Genomic DNA, 19832 nt, shown 5'->3' with positions numbered 1-19832 from the left:
CCAGCATACTTTCACCGTTATACGGCGAAGGGTACTGGCGGTGCTATGCCTGTCCAAGAAGTCTACACTTAGCCTTCTTTATTGAACGGTTCGTCTGCAACTTTGATAGAATCTGTAGGGCAACCGTCGCAAGCATCCTGCATATCATCAAACAGATCTTCTGGGATCGCCTTGATGCCTTGGTTTGCATCCCCTTCAAAGATTACTTCAGCCAAACCTTCATCATCATAATCATAGATGTCTGGTGCCGTAGCGCCGCAAGCTCCACAAGCAATGCATGTATCTTTTTCTACCCAAGTGTACTTAGCCATAACTTTTCTCTTCCTCCTATACAATCAAACAAACCAGCTTTTGCATTCTATTCACATATTAATACAAACCCAATATTATTACAAATTATTTTCCTTTATCCTTCATGCAAAAAATGCTTATAACATGTATTACTGATGCTAACAATAACCTGCGCCGATGTTCACTCCGGAGTAGGTAAATTGTCTTTTTGCAGCGAAGTTCCGCGCAACTTGGAATTACGAAGCAGTACCGAAGGATCATCTCCCAGCATCCCCGCAGTCAAAATTGCATTTTCACCAAACTTATCGCGTAGCGCATCCATCGTTTTCAATAAGCTTTCTTTTTTAGGCTGATCCTGGTATTCAAATAGATCTAATTGAACAGCCGCTTCCTCCTTAGGAATGAGCTGCTGCAGCGTAATCCCTAACAAACGCACCGGCTTATTCTCTCCCCAGTGGCGACGATACAATGCACAAGCTTCCTTATATATGTCATCTGCACTTTCCGTAGGCGTACTCCTGACTTGAGAACGCGTGAAGGTCTTCATATCTGGGGTCCGAATCGTCAGTTGAATACCACCTGCCAACATACCCTGTCGTCGAAGCCGCCGGGCTACCTGATCGCTAATGTTAAGCAGCACCCTTTGAGCTTCTTCCAACTTTACTACGTCCAAAGGCAGTGTGGTTGTGTGACCGATGGATTTGTTTGGCTCCCGTTCAGTGCTGACCGGAGAATGATTAATTCCATTCGCCGCCAATTTCAACCAAGAACCAGTTACACCAAATACACTAACCAGCATGTGCTCATCTGCCTTGGCCAATTGCCCAATGGTGCGAATATTTAGTTGTAGAAGCTTGTCTGCCGTTTTGCGCCCCACACCAAACAATTGGCCACATGGAAGGTTCCACAAAATGTTGGGTACATCACGTAAACGTAGAACAGATATCCCGCGTGGCTTTTTCAGATCAGAGGCCATTTTGGCCAGCAGTTTGTTGGGCGCTACTCCAATCGAGCAGGGCAAGCCCAGCTCTTCCTCTACCCGACGCTGAATTTCCTCGGCAATTTCCAAAGGTGTTCCAAACTGCTTGGAACCAGAAATATCCAGGTAACACTCATCAATTGAAGTGGCTTCCAGCATAGGTGTATATGAGTAAGCGATACTCATAAATGCTTTGGAATAACGACGGTACAAATGAAAGTCAGGCTGTATCACGATAAGCTGTGGGCAGATCCGGCGAGCCTGCTGTACAACCATCCCTGTTGAAATGCCCAATCGTCGTGCTTCATAAGAGCAGGTTACAATAACACCTTTGCGCAGCTCACTGCTGCCAGCCACTGCAGTAGGCAATCCTTTATATTTTTCCGGCTCCTCCGCTGCATGAACGGAACAATAAAATGCGTTCATATCCACATGCAGAATAACTCGTCCACCAACTGGATAATAGGCACTGACATCTTTCATGCTCGACCCTTCTTTTTAACTGTAAATTCAACCGTCATATCAGAAATATGTTCTTTGATTTTATACTTGAGTTCCCTTGCATACTATTTCTATTTTACATAAAAAATATAGGTTTTGCGTTTAAAAATGATAAATATATATTACATTTGAAGTCATTAGTTGTTATAATCGACTATCATACGAACACGACAAACTAACGCTTTCGTGTTTTTAAGCGTTAATTTACTAAACTAATCATGCTTAAAAAAGCAGAGCATCACCAATCTGAGCAACCCGCAAAGGAGGAGTCCCTCATGTCCACCGCTATTTCTATCTTTGACACAACGCTGCGAGACGGCACTCAAGGAGAAGGAATTAGCTTGTCTGCTGATGACAAATTGAAAATCGCAAAAAAACTCGATGATCTCGGTGTTCACTATATTGAAGGCGGGATTCCGGGGAGCAACAGCAAGGATATTGAATTTTTCAAACGGGTACAGGAACTTGGCCTTCAGGCCAAGATTGTCGCCTTCGGCAGCACACGTCGCAAAGACAGCATCGCAGCGCAGGATGTGAATCTGCAACGGATTCTGGAATCTGGCGCTCAGGCTGCTACCCTGGTCGGTAAATCATGGGATTTTCATGTACACACCGCCTTACAGACAACACTGGAGGAAAACCTGGCTATGATTTATGACTCCATCGCCTTTTTAAAGCAAGGGGGCATGGAGGTAATTTTTGATGCCGAGCATTTTTTTGACGGATATAAAAACAACCCCGAGTATGCGCTTGCCGTCATGAAAAAAGCGGAGGAAGCCGGCGCGGATTGGCTCGTGATGTGTGATACCAACGGCGGCACTCTACCGCATGAGATACAGGAAATTGTTACTACACTGCAAAATCAGATAACGAAGTCACAGTTGGGCATTCATACTCACAATGACTGTGAATTGGCTGTAGCCAACTCACTAAGTGCTGTTCAAGCAGGTGCTAGGCAGGTGCAAGGCACCATAAACGGCTACGGTGAACGTTGTGGTAATGCCAACCTGTGCTCGGTCATCCCGAACTTGCAGCTCAAACTAGGCTACGATTGTCTAAATCCGGAGAAGCTCAAACAACTCCACAATACAGCCCGTTTTGTGAGCGAAGTCGCCAACGTCAATCTGCCTGTGAACCAGCCATATGTAGGCAATGCTGCTTTTGCCCATAAGGGAGGCATTCACGTGTCAGCTATCCTGCGCGATTCACGAACTTATGAGCACATCGCTCCTGAACTGGTGGGGAACAAGCAGCGGGTCCTGGTCTCCGAATTGGCCGGACAAAGCAATGTTGTATCCAAGGCGCAAGAACTGGGCATCTCCCTTGATCCATCCAGTGATGAGGCGCGCGGTGTCATTAGTCGTATTAAGGAGCTTGAGCATCAGGGCTATCAGTTTGAAGGCGCGGATGCTTCGCTGGAATTGCTTATTCGTGAAGCCGGCGGTGAAGTGAAGGAAATGTTCTCTTTCGAATCCTTTAAGGTGCTGGTAGAAAAAACAGCGGGCAGACCGGTCGTCTCCGAGGCATTTTTAAAGCTGAATGTTGCAGGGACAAGTGTCTATACTGCAGCTGAAGGAAATGGTCCTGTCAACGCGCTTGATAACGCACTCCGCAAAGCCCTTTCACAATATTTCCCGGCCTTGCGGGACATGCACTTGGCTGACTACAAGGTACGCGTGCTCGACGAAAAAGACGCCACCGCCGCCAAGGTACGCGTGCTCATTGAGTCCAAAAATTATGAGGATGTCTGGAGTAACGTAGGCGTATCCGAAAATGTAATTGAAGCTAGCTGGGAAGCACTCTTGGACAGCTTCCGTTACGCATTGCTGGAAGCCCCAACTCCAAAAAATGCACAAACAGAGCTTACTCATCATGGATTAGTTAACCACTAATCAACTACTACAATGAGACAATAAGGTGACATTGGAGGTTTACTCGGCCCCCAAAGTCACCTTATTTTTTTGAAAGTGCTTCTATTTTATCCTCCAACTCTCGTTCACTGAGCATGCCGATTATAATTTCTCGTACCCGTCCATGGTCATCAATCGTTACATGAGTCGGAAAAGCCGATCCTCCAAATTTTTCAAACAACGCTCCTTGTTCATCCAGTAAAATGGGAAAATTGAGGTTCAAAGAACGGGAAAACTTCTGCACATCCTCCAACCGGTCATAGCGGGTTACATTGACGCCATATACATCTACCTCATGTTTATGTTTACTATACAATTCATTCAGCATAGGCGCTTCTAATCGGCACGGATCGCACCATGAAGCCCAAAAGCTAAGGATCATCGCTTTATTCCGCGTAGCCCCTACATCGTAGGACTTGCCGTTTAACCCCTTTAAAATCATAGAAGGAAGCTGTTGCCCAGGTTTAATTCTGTTCATCACCTCCACTGCGTCTAATTCAGTCCCTACATCCTTTTCAGATTCATGCACTTTCTCACCTTTATATTTCTCTGCCAAGGATACCTTTTTCTCGGGCAGGCTTACTGCACAGGCTGTGTTTGCAATAATTCCCCATAAAGAACTAACCACAAGTAGCACAATTATCGCTTGGATGAAAAGAAATCTTTTCACAGTCTTATCACCTGCCTTTTGTCTAAATGACCTTATCCTTCCCATAGGATGCCCATACTCTCCTCATCTCTAATCTTCTAAATCCGAACAGGTCGCAAAAAAAACAGCAAACTCACGAAAATCGCGAACTTGCTGTAATGATGTAGTGAGAGATTTATACCTTGTACAGAATCAGGCATGGCTCAGGTGTGCGTAGACATCCGCCAAATTCGTCACATCACGCTTCAGCATTTCCTGAACATATGCCACCCATAGCTTAGCAGTCATCTTCGCATCCTCTAACGCATGATGACGCCCTTCAATCGGAATGGATTGAAAGGCCAGCAATTCATCCAAACTATAGGTTTGGTGTTGCTGTGGCTCCAGCCATTTGGCAAGCATCATGGTATCTAGTACACGATGAGTTAACTGAACTTTAGATGTTTTCCATAACGCAGCATTTAAAAAGGCCTTATCATGAGCACTGGCATGCGCTACAAGCACCCGCCCACCTACAAAGGACATAAAATCATGCAGACCATTCATAAGCGGCGGAGCTTCATCCGTCATTTCCCGGGTAATCCCAGTAAGCTCAGTAATGTGTTCAGGAATCTCCGTCCGTGGATTGACAAGCGTATAAAACTGCTCTTTCTCCATAATCATATCCCCGACAACCCGAATCGCTCCGAATGATAAAATCTCATCTCCATGCTGAGCCGAAAATCCTGTTGTCTCCAGATCAAAAACTACCGTCTCCAAACGCTCCAGCGGGGTACGCAATACTTCTGAACGCCGTTGTTCCCGCGTTAAGGACCGAATAAACGCCATCTGCTGGGCCGTAGGAGCCCCCATTACAGATGCGATTGCCGACGGCACTCCTCCTCTGCGGAGGGCACTCCAGAAACCACCTCCCTGCGCCGGTTCCTTCATGACCTTCTCCCTTCCATAAACCGTAGCTGCCTTTGCAACGCACGATGCAGCCGTCGTACTGTTGAAAGAGCCTCTCGCAGCTCATGCCAGCCTTTACCTTGCTTCAACGGTTTGACAGCCAGATAGCCATTACTGATCAGCAACCCATCCTTTTCTCTCGCGGGAGTAGCCATTCGAAGCTGAAGCGCAATCCTAAAGGCTCGCTCGCAAGCATCAAGCAAAGGCAACGGTGCTGCTTCAAGTGATGCGAGACGCCTGAGCCTTTTCAGGGTAGAAGTTTCCTCCACACCATGTTGCAATGCCAAAAAACGGACGGCGTTCACCAACGGAATATATAACCCGTATTTCACATCAAAATCGCCTGCATGCTCACCGAACCGCTCGGTAACGATCTGACCTAAAATATTAAGGGTTGCTTTATGTCTTACCGTGTTCCTAAGTACCGCTGAAGGCAAATCGGGATGTTTACGAAACAACTTATAAAAGCCTTGCTTCCATTCCACAGACAATTGCTCCTCGCCTGCGATATGTCTCATGTCAGACGAGATAATGAGATAACGAATTGGCTCCCAGGCAAAATCCTCCGACCATTTTGATAGTTGTTCTTGCCATCCAGACAATGTACGGCGCCACAACGGCTCCGAGCACATCACTTTCCCCTCGCATTTGGGATATCCCAAATACTCTAGCATCGCAGATACTCTGCGGCCAAACTCGCTAAAATACAATTCTTTATCAGCAGACACTAGGTCACTGATAATCATACCGTTATCCTGGTCACTCCACAGCGTCGATTCCGAGCGCCCCATACTTCCGAAGGCTATAAATGCGTAAGGGACGGGAGGAGGGCCGAAGCCATCCTCAACCATCCCTTTTTCACACATTTGTACAGCTCTGGCCGCGATGCGGTCATGCATTTCGTTCGCCGTTCGTAACCAGTCTGATAACGGAGCGGAGGCTTGGGAAGCCAGCAGCCATTTCTGAGAATCGACCCTGGCCTGCCTTAACGACTCAGGTGTGTCTGCATGATCAATCGCTTCAGTGGAACTCACCCAAGGGGCCTTATTTTGCAGTTCCATACTTCCATCTCCTCCGCCCATCCATACTGGCTCTTTATATTTTACATATTAGCTGACAATTCCAGAACGCTTTTCAGCTTCGGTCACTAACTTCATTTGTTCTGGATAACCGTACGTACCGTGCTCACTGATATCGAGTCCCATCGTTTCTTCCTCTTCCGTAACACGAATACCCATAATGGCTTTCATCGCACCAAGAATAATAAAGGAAATAACGAATACGAAAGCCAAAGTGCCAACCAGCCCGAGCAGCTGTACTCCTAATTGCGTAAAACCGCCACCATAGAACAGACCCGCTTGACCTACACCTGTTATTTTTACAAGCTCAGGAGTAGCGAACAACCCTGTGGATACTGCGCCCCACATCCCTGCAACACCATGCACGGAGAAAGCATATACCGGGTCATCCACTCTCGCACGCTCAAACCATTGCGCTGTGAAGAAAGTGACGATCCCTGCAACTGCGCCAATGACCAGTGCGGCCCAAGGTGCTACAAAGGCACAAGAACCCGTAATTGCAACCAAAGCTGCCAGCACACCGTTTAGCATAGCCGGAATGTCTGCTTTTCCGTATACCATCCAGGATACGAGCAAAGCGAAAACCCCACCTGCCGCAGCAGCAATATTTGTAGTCAGAGCTACATATCCAAAGAATCCGTCATTCATAGCAGAAACCGCACTACCTGGGTTAAATCCAAACCAGCCAAACCAGAGAATAATAACACCTAGGATAGAGTACACCTGATTATGACCAGGGATGATGTTCGGCTTGCCATCTTTATTAAATTTGCCCAGACGCGGTTTGAGCAGCAGCGTAGCGACAAGTGCCGCCGTAGCACCCGTCAAATGGACCACGGTTGAACCAGCGTAATCCTGCATTCCCAATTTGCCAAGCCAACCGCCGCCCCATACCCAGTGAGCAACAACTGGATAAATCACGATCGAGAACAAAATACCGAAAATAATGTATACACTTAATTTTGCACGCTCTGCCATCCCCCCGCATGCGATCGAAAGCGAAACCGCAGCAAAAGCAAAGTGAAACAAAAACATAATCGTAATTGGAACATCCAAGCCCGAAAGAGTATCAAACGATGCAGCAGCATCTGTCCCGCTCATGAAGAAACCTGTCAGCCCCATAAATCCGTTGCCGCTATCATTGCCAAAGCCGAGTCCAAATCCGAGGGCCCAGAAGGACAAAGCCGCAACACCTGTCGTGAGAATCGTTTTACCAGCGACATGACCCGCATTCTTCATTCGAGTCGAGCCTGCCTCCAGCAACGCAAACCCCGCTTGCATGAAAAACACAAGTATAAACGCCAAGAATGTAAAGGCCGTGTTTAGTCCAGCTTGAAGTTGAATATTTGTTGGCCCGTCAGCAGCAAACGCACCTACCGGGAAAGCCAGAACCGCCAGCATGGCCAATAATACAACCAACCACTTTTTTCTCATGAAGACCACTCCTCGAATGTTAAGTTTCTTTACATATCATGAAATTCTTATTGTCATTATAATCAGAATACATGAAAGTTGACAAGATTTTTTTTATAATGTTAAAAAAACGATCTTATAAACCTGACATGTCATATTTACTGACCAAAAAGGTAGTTTGTTTAAGCTCAACAAAAGCATGACGTTTGACTGTATGGTTGAGGATCATGTAAAATATCCTTTATAAACACTCGGTTTAAGATGCTAATATCGAAGGTTGAACGAAGAGCGCGAGGTGAAGACAGATGGGGATATGAAGCTATATCGAATTGGTGAGCTAGCCAAAGCGGCTGGTGTCAGCGAACGAACGATTGATTATTACACAAAACTCGGTTTGATCAAACCTGAAGAACGATCATTGAAAAATTATCGACTTTATAATGATGAAACCTTAAACAGGCTTGAACGTATTAACCAAATGAAACAAGAGAAATATAGCCTCGAGGAAATCAGACAAACACTGATCAAATGGAACTCAGTCGCAGGGGAAGAACATGTCACTGACAAACTAACGAGTCTAGAAATGCACATGCAGCGTCTAGAGCGTGAAGTTAATGAACTACAGCCTCTTCTCGGACAGCTTAAGCCCGTTCAAGCTCGCAAGCTGCTTACTGGTCTATTGCCACAAAGCGCCGCTTGTATTGAGGCTTTGAAGTATCTGTTGGAGCATAGTTCTATGATGTAGATACCCGGGCTAATAGATGAACAATAATGGAGGGTTGCTTTATGATGGGTATGTATATTTTGATTATTCTTGCGTTCGGATTATCCTTATGGGCGCAATTTCGTGTAAAAGGTACATTTAACAAATGGTCTGATGTCCCCAACGAAAATGGGTTGACTGGTTATGATGCAGCTCGGCACATGCTGGATCGCAACGGCTTGCATGATGTACCTATTGAGCCAGTACCCGGTGCGCTGTCCGACCATTATGATCCAATACAACGAGTGGTGCGCCTGTCCGAGCCTGTTTATTATGAAAAATCCATTTCTGCGGTTGCTGTGGCTTGCCATGAAGTCGGTCATGCCATTCAACATAAAGAGCATTATCCTATGCTAGCGCTTCGCCACCGGATTTTTCCGATCGTAAACTTTGCTTCCGGGATTGCACCGTTTCTGCTGATTGCCGGTTTCTTATTTAGCTTTACGAACCTGATCGGCCTGGGTATTATCTTCTTCTCGGCTACTGTCGCTTTTCAATTAATTACATTGCCAGTGGAGTTTAATGCTTCTAATCGCGCACGGGAAATCATGGTTTCCGAAGGGTTTATCCGTAGTGATGAAGAACGCGGTGTAGCCAAAGTTCTGAACGCTGCTGCATTGACGTATGTGGCCGCAGCTCTTGTCTCCTTGCTAGAACTGATCCGCCTAATCGGCATCTTTAACAGCCGAGACTAAGCACTTGTATTGCAAAAAAGGTTGTTCCTCCGCCAACGACGGTAGAGGAACAACCTTTTTTTCTTGATCTCAAACCAAAACCCTATTTATACTTGATACCCTCAATCTGCTTTTACAGTTTTGTTCGAAGCAGCAGCGTTACCTTGAAGCCCAAAATAGTGCAACAGAAAAGTCCGGAAAGATTTGGCGACCAATGGAAGCTTGTCATCTCTGCGATGAATCAAGCCAATCGTTCTCGTTACCTCCGGATCAACAATCGACACCCTTGCAGGTTGAAGTGGATTGGTCTGAAACAGTGCCATTTCGGGCAGAAGACTAACTCCCATACCCGCAGCTACTAATCCGCGTATCGTATCTGTCTCTTCGCCTTCAAAAGCAATATCCGGTGTAAAACCAGCCTCCAGACAGGCCTGCCAGACAATCGGACGTAACGAATACCCATCTCTGAACAAGATGAATTTTTCTCCTTTAAGCTGGCTCAATGTGATGTGTTCGGCTGAAGCCAAAGGATGATTAGGCGGGAGAACTGCAAATAACTCCTCGGTTAACACCACATCCCCCTCGACATGATCATGTCGGTCTGGAAAAGGAGATACAAAAGCCAAATCCACCTCACCCGCTAACACATCACGAATTAAACTCGGATACATCCCTTGTTTAAATCTGAATTTAACATTGGGATACTGCTTGCGGAATTCAGCCACCACCGTAGGAATAAGATGAATTCCCAAACTGTGCGGAAAACCAATACGAATTTCGCCCCCCTCAGGGTCCAAAAACTCATGCACTTCCAAAACTGCCCGCTCCAGATCTTTTATGATCGTTTCCACCCGTTTGCAAAATAGCTGCCCCACTGGCGTAAGCTGCAGATTACGCCCCTTTTGCATAAAAAGGTTAACTCCCAGCTCCTCTTCAAGCTGATGAATTTGCCGACTTACCGCAGATTGCGCCACATGCAACTCCTCGGCTGCCTGAGTGACATGTTCTTTTTGCGCTACTTTCATGAAGTATTGCAACTGTCGTAATTCCACTCCGATATTCGCTCCAATCTGTTTTTCAACATACGAAAGAAGATGTTCATCGAACACCATCCTCTTTCTTACCCAGATAACTTACTTAAAGCTGTCTTTAGTGACGTTTGCGCTGACCAGTCAATCTAATCAATAATCCATACATGAAGAATCCACTGAGCAAGCCCCCAAAGTGAGCGGTCCAGTTAATGTTCGCAACCGCAAAAGAAAACAGAATACCAAACCCAAGCAGTGTGTACAGCGTTTTGCGCGAAGCATCGTCCATCAAGGACCGTTGGAACAAGGCAACGTACAAAAACGCCCCATAGATGCCATAAATCGCTCCTGAAGCCCCTACAGACACTGTCGTCTCCGCCAGCATGTTATAATGCGCAATGGACAGAATATTTCCAACAATGCCTGTGACCAGATACAATAACACATATCGCAAGGACCCGAGCAAACGCTCCAGCGGAGGAGCGAATACAAGTATTGCAAAGGAATTAAACAAAAGATGATCAAACCCTGCATGTAAAAACATAGCTGACACATAGCGCCATAGCTGATCAGTGAATGGCGCCTCATTAATCAAAGCCCCATACCGGATCAGTGTCAAACTATTTTCCGATCCACCCTGCACGGTCAGTACAATAAACATCACAATATTGATAAGCAAAATCAGACAGGTTACCGGGTAAAACCGCAAATAACTTTTCCAGTTCTCATAACGTAAAAAAATCAAGGCAATCCTTCCTTCATGGGTGTCTCCACCTTATTCAAATTGGACAATGTCTTTTATAAAAGATTATAATAGATTTCGGCAACGATAACCAATGCCAAAAACCAAAGGAGGCTATTACATATGGCACAAGAACGTACAGGAGCTGCTACTTTTAAAGGCAATCCTTTGACTCTCATAGGTCCTGAACTGAAAGTTGGAGATCAGGCGCCTGATTTCAAATTACAGAAAGACTTATTGGAAACAGCTACGCTTCAAGACTTTGCAGGCAAAGTTAAACTGATTAGCGTTGTCCCTTCTCTAGATACAGGCGTGTGTGACGCACAGACTCGACGTTTCAACCAAGAAGCGGATTCCCTAGGGGATCAAGTCGTAGTCCTGACGGTCAGCGTGGATCTGCCTTTCGCTCAAGCTCGTTGGTGCGGTGCGGCTGGTATCGACCGCGTATTGACGCTGTCTGACTATAAGGATCATTCCTTTGGTGAAGCTTATGGTGTATTCATCAAGGAATTCCACCTGGATCATAGAGCTATTTTTGTCATTGATCAAAATGACAAAATCGCTTACGTAGAATACTTGAGCGAAATGGCTGAGCATCCTGACTATGACCAGGCGATCGCAGCCGTAAAAAAACTCGTCTAATCAAGAACGAATATTAAAAAAGCGAGTGAAGGATTGCCTTCCTCGCTTTTTTTGATGTTTGTCTACCACATCATTGCTCCATAACCTGCTATTACTGTACGACCTTATAAGCAGACAGCTTCTTGTCAATCATAGCGAACAGTTGCAAAATAATGCGGTAATTCGCACCCAAGTCCCCTAACGATCCGCGTGAAGCAGAATAAATATCCACCGCACTTCGAACTGGCGAAACAGATAAAATCGAAACGGTAATGTCGATGGTTCGACCGAACGCTGTTCGCTTCTCCAACGTAATCTCACCTACGGATGCTACCTCATGGAGTACCTTGTAGCCAGGAATTTTTTTCATGATAGATGATACTTCTTCCCAAGCCTTGTCTCTCGATAAGTTATAATAGCGTGTCTTCATTTGGGGGTCCTTGACCCGGTCGCTTGTACCTTCTTGGCTGCGCACAATCCCTACCAGAGTCCTCTTCAACGACAAGACATTTCCTCCTTCACGATAATCGCTACCCATCAATACGACATATCGGTCCCTTCTACTGCAAGCGCTTTATCAAATATGGTAAGCAACCGATCGTAAGTCCGATTATGCCTGTGGTATGCGACCTTAGTACCTCAAGTCTTAGTTTAACATTGTTGCATACAAAAAACACCCTGTTTCTGCATGAGCAGTACCAGAGTGTGTTCATTACATTATGGATTACCCGCCGATGCCGTTCGACCATAGCGTCTTCTGAACCTGCTTTAGCAGGTGGGTGACCGCAGAATAAACTTTTGAAGTCCCCTTGTCAGCAATTGACAGGGCTTTTCAGCTATTCATCCGTATAGATCTCCCTAGACATTGTCATTGGTTCAAAACAACAAATGACCGTAACGTGCATCGCAGGATGTGACCTTATTATAGCGCTTCTCACTCAGAAAGTAAATGCTAGGAGAAATATGTTTTATTTTTAGAGGTTATCACTATTCTTGTCTTCAATACTTGTCTGTTCCTCGTCTTTCTGTTTCATCTTCTCCATTTGGTCCTGCATTTTGAGGAAGGTTCCGTAAAAATTAAAAAAGGCGAACCAGGCAACTACACTGCCGATGAAGAATAAGAATAGCACGGGATATTTAACTCCAATGTATATTACAACGGCGCTGCCAAGCATGGTGGAAAATACACGGAATGGCCGAATCAGCGTCAATAACACCGCATTTTTAATAATTTGTCTGGTAGACATATGATAATGAGCCACCATCGAAAAGAAGTTAAACATAGACACAAGCAAAATAATGATGAGGATCAGCATGATAACGCCCACAATTTGCAAGTTGCTGAGCTGTGTCATATATACTGTGTAATCCACGTACATGATGACAAACAATAACGTGTAAAAGATCCCTCCGATCAGACTCTGCTTGTAGTTCTCTTTATATCCTTTAAAGAAGGTACGAAACACGCCTGAATCAGTATCGCCCATCACCCATTTGCGAACCACCGTGAACAAAGCTGATGTTGCTGGAAATAAAGTAAGCGGTGCCAAAACAGCCATCGCCCAGTTCATTTGTAACGATTCATTCGTCAAATTCTGATTCATAACAAGTAATTTCAGTATGAGGCAGAATACAAAAGGCGACGAACATAACACCCATAACAAATTGCTAGCCGCCAGCCGGGTAATCCACTCGGTTAGGCGGTAAATCCCCCCCATAGCTCCTTTAAATTCCAATGTCAGTCTCTCCCTCCGCAAGCCTTGGCAGTTCCAAGACTTATGTTGCTATGCCTGTTAATTCCGGCTTCTGACTATATCATACCGTATTTCAGCCCTAAAGCGCCAGTGAAATCCATATGTGTTCCATTAAAGCAGATCGCTTAAATTTCGTACATTCGATCTCATAATAAAAAAGTCGAAGCTGACATTCAGCTTCGACTTTTCATTAATTTAATTTCTTATTATTCAGAAGAGGAATCTTCACGTCGTGCAGGACGGCGAGTTTCTCCATTGCTGCTCGGGCGTGGTTTGCGATCCCCGCTATAGCGGCTTCCGGAATCACGGTTGTAGCCACCGCCTTCTTTGCCACGGTTATAACCTCCGTATCCACCTTTACTGCCACTACCGCCACGGTTGGAATTGTAACCACCGTTGCTGCGTCCATAGTTGGAAGGCTTGCGTCCGCCAGAGCGCACGTCTGGTTTACGACGTTTTGCACGGATCGGATCTTCCGGAGTCAACTCAATAGATGCTTCTCTCTTCTCACCAGTCATCAGCTTCAGAGCTGCGGAGAGAAGTTGTACAGAATCATATTGCTCCAGCATTTGAATAGCCAAACCTTTGTACTCGTTCAGCTCGCCTTTTTCTACAACCTCTAGCAGGCGTTCAGCAATGATGCGTTGTTTGCCTTCCAGTGCTTCTGCCAATGTTGGAAGAGGCTTGCGCGGAATGCGGTGACGAGTTACACGTTCAATGAAATGCAAATGGTCAATTTCACGAGGGGTTACAAAAGACCAAGCTTCCCCTTCTTTACCTGCACGTCCAGTACGTCCGATACGGTGAACATAGCTTTCCGGATCTTGCGGAAGGTCAAAGTTCACAACGTGAGTTACGCCGGAAACGTCCAAACCACGGGCCGCAACGTCAGTCGCTACGAGTACGTCAATACTTCCGTCACGGAATTTACGCATAACAGCGTCACGTTGGTTTTGAGACAAGTCACCATGCAAACCGTCTGCGGAATAACCACGTTTTTGCAGAGCTTCAGCCAGCTCGTCTACCCGACGCTTAGTGCGACCGAATACGATAGCAAGTTCTGGGGATTCCATGTCGATCAAACGGCTCAACGCTTCGAATTTTTGACGCTCAGGAACTTCAATGTAGGCCTGATCAATCAGTGGGGCGCTAACTTGTTTAGGAATAACGGATACATGCTCAGGATCTTTAAGGAATTGCTCAGCCAATCTTTTAATATTAGGAGGCATTGTTGCTGAGAACAGCATTGTTTGACGCTCGTCCGGAACCTGCTTCAGAATGGACTGAATGTCTTCCATGAAGCCCATATCGAGCATTTCATCTGCTTCATCCAGAACAACGGTGTTTACATCTTCTAGCTTAATGGTTTTACGGTTAATATGATCAAGCAAACGACCTGGTGTACCGATAATAATTTGAGGTTTCTTTTTCAAAGCGCGAATCTGGCGTACGATGTCTTGTCCACCATAGATCGGCAAAGTGCGAAGACCTTTGAAGCGGGAGAGTTTTTCGATTTCTTCAGCCACCTGAATAGCAAGCTCACGTGTTGGAGCCATAATCAGAGCTCTGATTTTTTCATCGTTTCTAGAAATTTTGTTGATCAGCGGAATACCAAAGGCTGCGGTTTTACCCGTACCTGTTTGGGCTTGGCCAATCATGTCTTTGCCTTGCAGTGCAATTGGGATGGATTGGGATTGGATTGGTGTGGCTTCTTCAAAGCCCAACTCCGTAATCGCCTGAATTACTTTCGGTTCAAGATCAAATTCTGCAAATGTCGTCAAATTTATTCAAACTCCTTCATAATGGTGGATGTGGTGGACAATCCACAATGTTGTCTGTATTCTTAAGTAGCGATATTATTGTATAAGTTTTCCCCAATACAGTGCCAGTTTATTTAGATCTACAACTGCATGTTTCTGTAATGAATTCGGGGAACCCTATCCGATACATCTTAAACGAATTTACCCTTTTTAAAACAGTTTAAATTTTAAGTGTTTCTCTGGACATAGGTCCCTACTCAAGAATATCCACATCGCATTATAGCACAGAACAATTCATGAATACCAGTAAGTTGCTTTCTGTATAATTTAAATGAGGTGAAAAAAAGTTGTTAAAAATAGTGTTAAACTGCCTAACTGTCATACTTGGAGCCGCTGCCATAGCATGCGGTTTTAATCTGTTTCTCGTCCCACATCACTTGCTGAGCGGTGGCGTAGCCGGGCTTTCTATGCTAATCGGCTATTTCACCAAATTTAATATCAGCACCATGTACTTTATTATCAATATCCCGATGCTTATTGCAGGCTGGTTTATTTTAGGCAAGCGATTTATTAGTCTGAGCATTTTATCGGTTATCGTTACAACATGGATTTTGGCCTGGGTCCCCGTACAATCTGTCGTGTCTGATCCTCTGCTGGCCTCTGTCTTTGGCGGGGTATTGGTCGGCGTTGGAGCTGGAATTTCCTTTCGGGTAGGAGGTTCTACAGGCGGTTTCGACATCATCGGTTCCATCGTCACCACCTATCGTGACTTTCCCGTCGGAACTGTACTTGTAGGTCTAAATGGACTGGTCATTCTCGCCGCAGGGTATTTGAACAATGATTGGAATATTGCACTGGCTTCCATGCTATCCATTTTTGTAACGGGTAAAGTGTTGGATCAAATCTATGTGAGTCATACGAAGATCACCGTCTATATTATTACAGAGCATACTGACAAGCTGCTCAGCCGAATGTTGACCACGCCACGGGGTGTCAGCAAAATAAAAATTGAAGGTGCATTTTCACATACTGAGAAGGACATGCTGATGACTGTCACGACACGCTACGAGCTTGTAGAATTAAAACGTATCATTAAGGAAGTAGACCCTGCTGCTTTTGTGAATATTGTGGAAACAGTTGGAGTAATGGGTTCATTCCGCCGAAGATAAACACAAACCCAAGTGTCAAAATACCGTTTTTGTGATACACTATATGTGCGCTGTTCCCATAGTATATAAAGACCAGCTTTACCTGCTATTTCACAGGCACTTTGCTTTTCCGAATCGTATTGAATGATTCTTTTGGAATGATTCCGAGCAGGAAAGGGTGATTTTTGTGGAAATGGAAACGGTAAAACTGTCCGACATTGTCTTAAGATGGTACCCGGAAATGCTCCCTTCTCTCAAAAAGAATGAGCTGAACTCGATGATTGTGCTTCGGGACGGGTTGTCCATACTCAAGCCAACGGATGCGCTAGAAATTATTCAGTACAGTATTTGTGAGCACCAAGACAACAACTATCTTCAATAAATTTTTTCGCCAAATGCCGCTTCTTCCGGTTGCATCCACAATCGTGAAGAGAGCGGCATTATTTATGCCTATTTACAGATTCATCGGGCGATAGTTAGGTTAATCATGTAAGACTATGCCTGATGATGCCAGTATTAGTTACAAGTGTGTTGTTTTTCAGTCCATAACTTTACGTATAATCAGGTAAGCGCCATACATAAGGGAGAGAGTTAAGAAATGAATATGATTTGGGCAATTATGCTATTGGCCATGGGGATAAGTGGGAATGGCGACCAGTCAGTCAACGCTCCAAATGTAAAAGATACGGTGGCAACGACAATCAGCAGCGCGATAATTCAAGCACAACACAGTAACATTAAGGTAGATGCCTCCAATCCGCCGGATAAAATTGACCCACAGCCGACCACACCGTCTATTAAAGGCATCTATGTCACAGCCTATAGCGCAGGCGGTTCACGTATGACCCAACTGTTGGAACTGCTGGACAAGACAGAGCTCAATTCCATGGTGATCGACATTAAGGACGATGCAGGCTACATTACTTATCCAACGACCAACCCCGAGCTTCTGAAATTGGGCAAGCCGCAAAAATTCATTAAGGATATTTCCGGCTTGATGGACCGATTGAAAAAACATAATGTTTATCCGATTGCTCGTATTGTCGTATTTAAAGATACGGTACTGGCTAATAAAAATCCTGAGATGTCCTTCCGCAATGCCGATGGATCTGTCTGGAAAAACGGTAAGGGAGATGGATTCGTTAATCCCTATAATAAAGAAGTATGGGATTATAATGTCGCCATTGCCAAGGAAGCAGCAAAACTCGGGTTTAAGGAAATCCAATTTGACTATGTACGTTTCCCCGAAGGGTTTGAAAAAAGAGCAGACAAACTGAAATATACCAAATCAGACCAATCCCGCTCGGATACGGTCGCTGAGTTCGTACAATATGCTCGCAAAGAGCTTGCCCCACTTGGTGTGAGGGTATCAGTAGATATTTTCGGTTATGCCGCATCCGTTCCTGCGGCCGAGGGGATCGGACAGGATTTCACTAAAATCTCCGAAAATGTAGATGTCATTTCACCGATGGTTTATCCAAGTCACTACACGACAGGCTGGTTCGGTGTAAAAGACCCAGACAAAAATCCATACCAGACGATCAAAGGCTCCATGGTAGATACACACAAAAAACTTGATCCTACAGGCAAGCTCAAGCCAATTATTCGCCCGTGGATTCAAGATTTTACCGCAAGTTGGTTGGGAAGCGGGCATTATGCCAAGTATGGGAAAACACAAGTCGAGGATCAAATTCGAGCACTTAAGGACATGAAGGTGGACGAATATTTACTCTGGAATGCCACGAACCGCTATACAAGCGGGGTAACTTACAAATAATCATCTCTCTAAACTTCTCTTAGTCATATACGAAATTTAGAACTTATATCATTATATCGAAGGCTGCCCCGTTGTTTGGTGAACGGACGCAGTCTTTTTATTGCTGTTCAATTGTTGTAGTATCCCTTACAATAAAATTTACATGTTATGATATATATAAATAAAAACCCTAGTAAATGAGGACAACAAAAATGCAATTGACTCTAACCATGGGACAGAAATGGAAGCAGCTTTTTTACATTTTGCTCCCTATTCTGATTACCCAGCTTGCACTATCTGCCATGACTTTTTTTGATACAAATATGTCGGGGCACTTTTCCCCTGCCGATCTGGCTGGAGTAGCTATCGGAGTAAGCCTGTGGGTCCCTGTACAAACAGGCCTGAATGGAATCCTTATGGCTATTACCCCCATTGTATCCCAATTGGTCGGAGCACAGCGCAAAGATAAAGTCTCCTACTATGTCATTCAGGCTCTTTGGCTGTCTCTCGCCCTCTCCATCGTCGTATTGATTGCTGGCATCATTCTGGTAAAACCGATATTGAACGAGATGAATCTGGAATTGAGAGTTCATAATGTGGCTCTGTACTATCTTTGTGCGATGGCCTTCGGTGTTGTTCCTCTATTTGCCTACACCGTCCTTCGCAGCTTTATGGATGCATTGGGGCAAACCCGTTTCACCATGTTAATTACACTCATGTCGTTGCCCATCAATGTTTTATTGAACTATCTACTTATTTATGGTAATTGGGGTTTTCCCCGTTTGGGAGGTGTAGGCTCCGGGGTAGCAACGGCTACCACCTACTGGATTATTATGCTGGTTGCTGGTATTACTGTGCATCGGGGAAACATATTTGCCAAATACCAAATCTTCAGCAAAATATACGGGATCGCGGCCAGTGCTTTGAAAGAGCTTATCAAAATCGGGGTACCTATTGGATTTGCTATATTTTTTGAGACTGCCGTTTTTTCAGCCGTCACTCTCTTCATGAGCAGCTATAACACGGCTACCATAGCCGCTCATCAGGCAGCCATGAACTTTGCTTCTACTCTGTATATGATTCCACTCAGTATTTGCATGGCACTTACAATTCTGGTCGGCTATGAAACAGGAGCTGCCCGTCTACGAGATGCTAAAACTTATAGTGTAATGGGCATTAGCAGTGCAGTGGGCTTATCCTTGATTACAGCTATTGTGCTGCTTATCTGGGGTGAACAAGTCGCTCGACTTTACTCTACCGACCCGCAGGTCATTCAATTAGCCCAGCATTTTTTAATCTATGCAATTTTCTTTCAGATATCCGATGCTGTCGCTACACCAACCCAAGGAGCGCTGCGTGGATATAAAGATGTCAATCCGGCTTTTCTGCTCACCTTCCTCTCCTATTGGGTTATTGGACTTCCTGTAGGCTATATACTCGCACGCTGGACCACATGGGGGCCTTACGGCTACTGGATTGGCTTGATTACAGGTCTGGCCGTAGGTGCTATTTTACTTCTCTGGCGTTTGGTTAGAGTGCAACATCGTTTTGCCGAACAAAAACAACACGCAAAGACTCCTTAGTCTTTGCGTGTCTCGATTACATATGCTGCGCCCGTAGTTATTCGTTTTTTCTCTACGATCGCCACTTCTTTTAGCTTGGGGGGATATAAAAAGTGTCTCTCCACATGTTGTTCAATTTCCTCAAAAGCCTGTTCTTCATTCTCAGCAGCAAGAATAACGGTCAGCGCTCCTTCCGAACTGTCCACTTCTATTTTGAATAAATACATGGTGATTACCTCCTGATCCTATTCAAA

At 45.1% G+C, this 19832-nt stretch carries 20 protein-coding genes and 1 other RNA gene; 8 read left to right on the top strand and 13 right to left on the bottom strand.

The window, feature by feature from the left end; all coding sequences use genetic code 11:
- Nucleotides 1–68 precede the first annotated feature (68 nt).
- Together FKV70_RS11045 and FKV70_RS11040 are read right to left on the bottom strand one after the other, a co-directional pair.
- Complete coding sequence (locus tag FKV70_RS11045; RefSeq protein WP_064796146.1) at nucleotides 69–311, bottom strand: ferredoxin; 243 nt, start codon at nucleotides 309–311, stop codon at nucleotides 69–71.
- A gap of 161 nt (nucleotides 312–472) precedes the next feature.
- Complete coding sequence (locus tag FKV70_RS11040; RefSeq protein ID WP_142612856.1) at nucleotides 473–1753, bottom strand: DNA polymerase IV; 1281 nt, start codon at nucleotides 1751–1753, stop codon at nucleotides 473–475.
- Nucleotides 1754–2046: 293 nt separating this feature from the next.
- On the opposite strand from FKV70_RS11040, the gene cimA reads away from it, so the two are divergent.
- Entirely contained in the window at nucleotides 2047–3663 is a 1617-nt protein-coding gene (gene cimA, locus FKV70_RS11035) for a citramalate synthase (RefSeq protein ID WP_063209172.1), read from the top strand.
- Nucleotides 3664–3724: 61 nt separating this feature from the next.
- Here cimA and FKV70_RS11030 read toward each other — a convergent pair whose 3' ends face one another.
- The 4 genes from FKV70_RS11030 to FKV70_RS11015 all read right to left on the bottom strand — a co-directional run bounded on the left by FKV70_RS11030 (nucleotide 3725) and on the right by FKV70_RS11015 (nucleotide 7791).
- Nucleotides 3725–4351, bottom strand: a complete 627-nt coding sequence (locus FKV70_RS11030; RefSeq protein ID WP_142612855.1) for a TlpA family protein disulfide reductase — start codon at nucleotides 4349–4351, stop codon at nucleotides 3725–3727.
- 171 nt (nucleotides 4352–4522) lie between these two features.
- A complete protein-coding gene (locus tag FKV70_RS11025; protein ID WP_063209170.1) occupies nucleotides 4523–5260 on the bottom strand; it encodes an exonuclease domain-containing protein in 738 nt (245 codons plus the stop codon).
- Nucleotides 5257–6339: a DUF294 nucleotidyltransferase-like domain-containing protein gene (locus FKV70_RS11020; protein WP_142612854.1), complete on the bottom strand. Its 1083-nt coding sequence runs from the start codon at nucleotides 6337–6339 to the stop codon at nucleotides 5257–5259. The genes FKV70_RS11025 and FKV70_RS11020 overlap by 4 nt, the downstream gene beginning before the upstream one ends.
- A gap of 48 nt (nucleotides 6340–6387) precedes the next feature.
- Nucleotides 6388–7791, bottom strand: a complete 1404-nt coding sequence (locus FKV70_RS11015) for an ammonium transporter (protein ID WP_064796149.1) — start codon at nucleotides 7789–7791, stop codon at nucleotides 6388–6390.
- Between the two features lie 292 nt (nucleotides 7792–8083).
- Here FKV70_RS11015 and FKV70_RS11005 point away from each other — a divergent pair, with 292 nt between their 5' ends.
- Nucleotides 8084–8515 (top strand): MerR family transcriptional regulator, encoded by a 432-nt coding sequence (locus tag FKV70_RS11005; protein ID WP_063209265.1) that lies wholly within the window; start codon nucleotides 8084–8086, stop codon nucleotides 8513–8515.
- 41 nt (nucleotides 8516–8556) lie between these two features.
- Nucleotides 8557–9228 carry a zinc metallopeptidase gene (locus FKV70_RS11000; protein WP_013370498.1) on the top strand — a complete coding sequence of 224 codons (672 nt, stop codon included), beginning with the start codon at nucleotides 8557–8559 and terminating at the stop codon, nucleotides 9226–9228.
- Between the two features lie 101 nt (nucleotides 9229–9329).
- Here the strand turns inward: FKV70_RS11000 and gltC are convergent, their stop codons facing one another.
- Both gltC and FKV70_RS10990 read right to left on the bottom strand, forming a co-directional pair.
- Nucleotides 9330–10259, bottom strand: a complete 930-nt coding sequence (gene gltC, locus FKV70_RS10995; protein ID WP_063209263.1) for a glutamate biosynthesis transcriptional regulator GltC — start codon at nucleotides 10257–10259, stop codon at nucleotides 9330–9332.
- 97 nt (nucleotides 10260–10356) lie between these two features.
- On the bottom strand, nucleotides 10357–10980 hold the full coding sequence (locus tag FKV70_RS10990; RefSeq protein ID WP_063209164.1) for a rhomboid family intramembrane serine protease: 624 nt from the start codon (nucleotides 10978–10980) through the stop codon (nucleotides 10357–10359).
- 120 nt (nucleotides 10981–11100) lie between these two features.
- Between FKV70_RS10990 and tpx the strand changes: the two genes are divergently transcribed.
- A complete protein-coding gene (gene tpx / locus FKV70_RS10985) occupies nucleotides 11101–11619 on the top strand; it encodes a thiol peroxidase (RefSeq protein ID WP_064796150.1) in 519 nt (172 codons plus the stop codon).
- 91 nt (nucleotides 11620–11710) lie between these two features.
- Here tpx and FKV70_RS10980 read toward each other — a convergent pair whose 3' ends face one another.
- From FKV70_RS10980 to cshA, 4 genes are all read right to left on the bottom strand, one after another.
- On the bottom strand, nucleotides 11711–12103 hold the full coding sequence (locus tag FKV70_RS10980; protein WP_063209160.1) for a DUF1499 domain-containing protein: 393 nt from the start codon (nucleotides 12101–12103) through the stop codon (nucleotides 11711–11713).
- Between the two features lie 216 nt (nucleotides 12104–12319).
- Nucleotides 12320–12514, bottom strand: a non-coding RNA gene (gene ssrS, locus FKV70_RS10975) — 6S RNA.
- A 58-nt stretch (nucleotides 12515–12572) separates the two neighbouring features.
- Nucleotides 12573–13334, bottom strand: coding sequence for a YesL family protein (locus tag FKV70_RS10970; RefSeq protein WP_064796151.1), 762 nt, complete (start codon nucleotides 13332–13334; stop codon nucleotides 12573–12575).
- A 224-nt stretch (nucleotides 13335–13558) separates the two neighbouring features.
- Complete coding sequence (cshA, locus tag FKV70_RS10965) at nucleotides 13559–15133, bottom strand: degradosome RNA helicase CshA (RefSeq protein ID WP_064796152.1); 1575 nt, start codon at nucleotides 15131–15133, stop codon at nucleotides 13559–13561.
- Nucleotides 15134–15459: 326 nt separating this feature from the next.
- On the opposite strand from cshA, the gene FKV70_RS10960 reads away from it, so the two are divergent.
- From FKV70_RS10960 to FKV70_RS10945, 4 genes are all read left to right on the top strand, one after another.
- The gene (locus tag FKV70_RS10960; RefSeq protein ID WP_063213026.1) at nucleotides 15460–16281 is read left to right on the top strand and encodes a YitT family protein; all 822 of its coding nucleotides are present in this window, start codon (nucleotides 15460–15462) and stop codon (nucleotides 16279–16281) included.
- A 172-nt stretch (nucleotides 16282–16453) separates the two neighbouring features.
- Nucleotides 16454–16642 carry a hypothetical protein gene (locus FKV70_RS10955; RefSeq protein WP_014599634.1) on the top strand — a complete coding sequence of 63 codons (189 nt, stop codon included), beginning with the start codon at nucleotides 16454–16456 and terminating at the stop codon, nucleotides 16640–16642.
- 216 nt (nucleotides 16643–16858) lie between these two features.
- Nucleotides 16859–18037 (top strand): putative glycoside hydrolase, encoded by a 1179-nt coding sequence (locus FKV70_RS10950; protein WP_142612853.1) that lies wholly within the window; start codon nucleotides 16859–16861, stop codon nucleotides 18035–18037.
- A gap of 191 nt (nucleotides 18038–18228) precedes the next feature.
- Nucleotides 18229–19599: an MATE family efflux transporter gene (locus tag FKV70_RS10945; RefSeq protein WP_142612852.1), complete on the top strand. Its 1371-nt coding sequence runs from the start codon at nucleotides 18229–18231 to the stop codon at nucleotides 19597–19599.
- Here FKV70_RS10945 and FKV70_RS10940 read toward each other — a convergent pair.
- Nucleotides 19596–19805 carry a DUF3906 family protein gene (locus FKV70_RS10940; RefSeq protein ID WP_063213029.1) on the bottom strand — a complete coding sequence of 70 codons (210 nt, stop codon included), beginning with the start codon at nucleotides 19803–19805 and terminating at the stop codon, nucleotides 19596–19598. The genes FKV70_RS10945 and FKV70_RS10940 overlap by 4 nt on opposite strands.
- Between the last annotated feature and the right edge of the window lie 27 nt (nucleotides 19806–19832).

Origin of the sequence: Paenibacillus ottowii (assembly GCF_006874425.1) — a bacterium.
In the GTDB taxonomy this organism is placed as follows: domain Bacteria; phylum Bacillota; class Bacilli; order Paenibacillales; family Paenibacillaceae; genus Paenibacillus; species Paenibacillus ottowii.
This window is presented reverse-complemented; position numbering and strand designations above follow the sequence as displayed.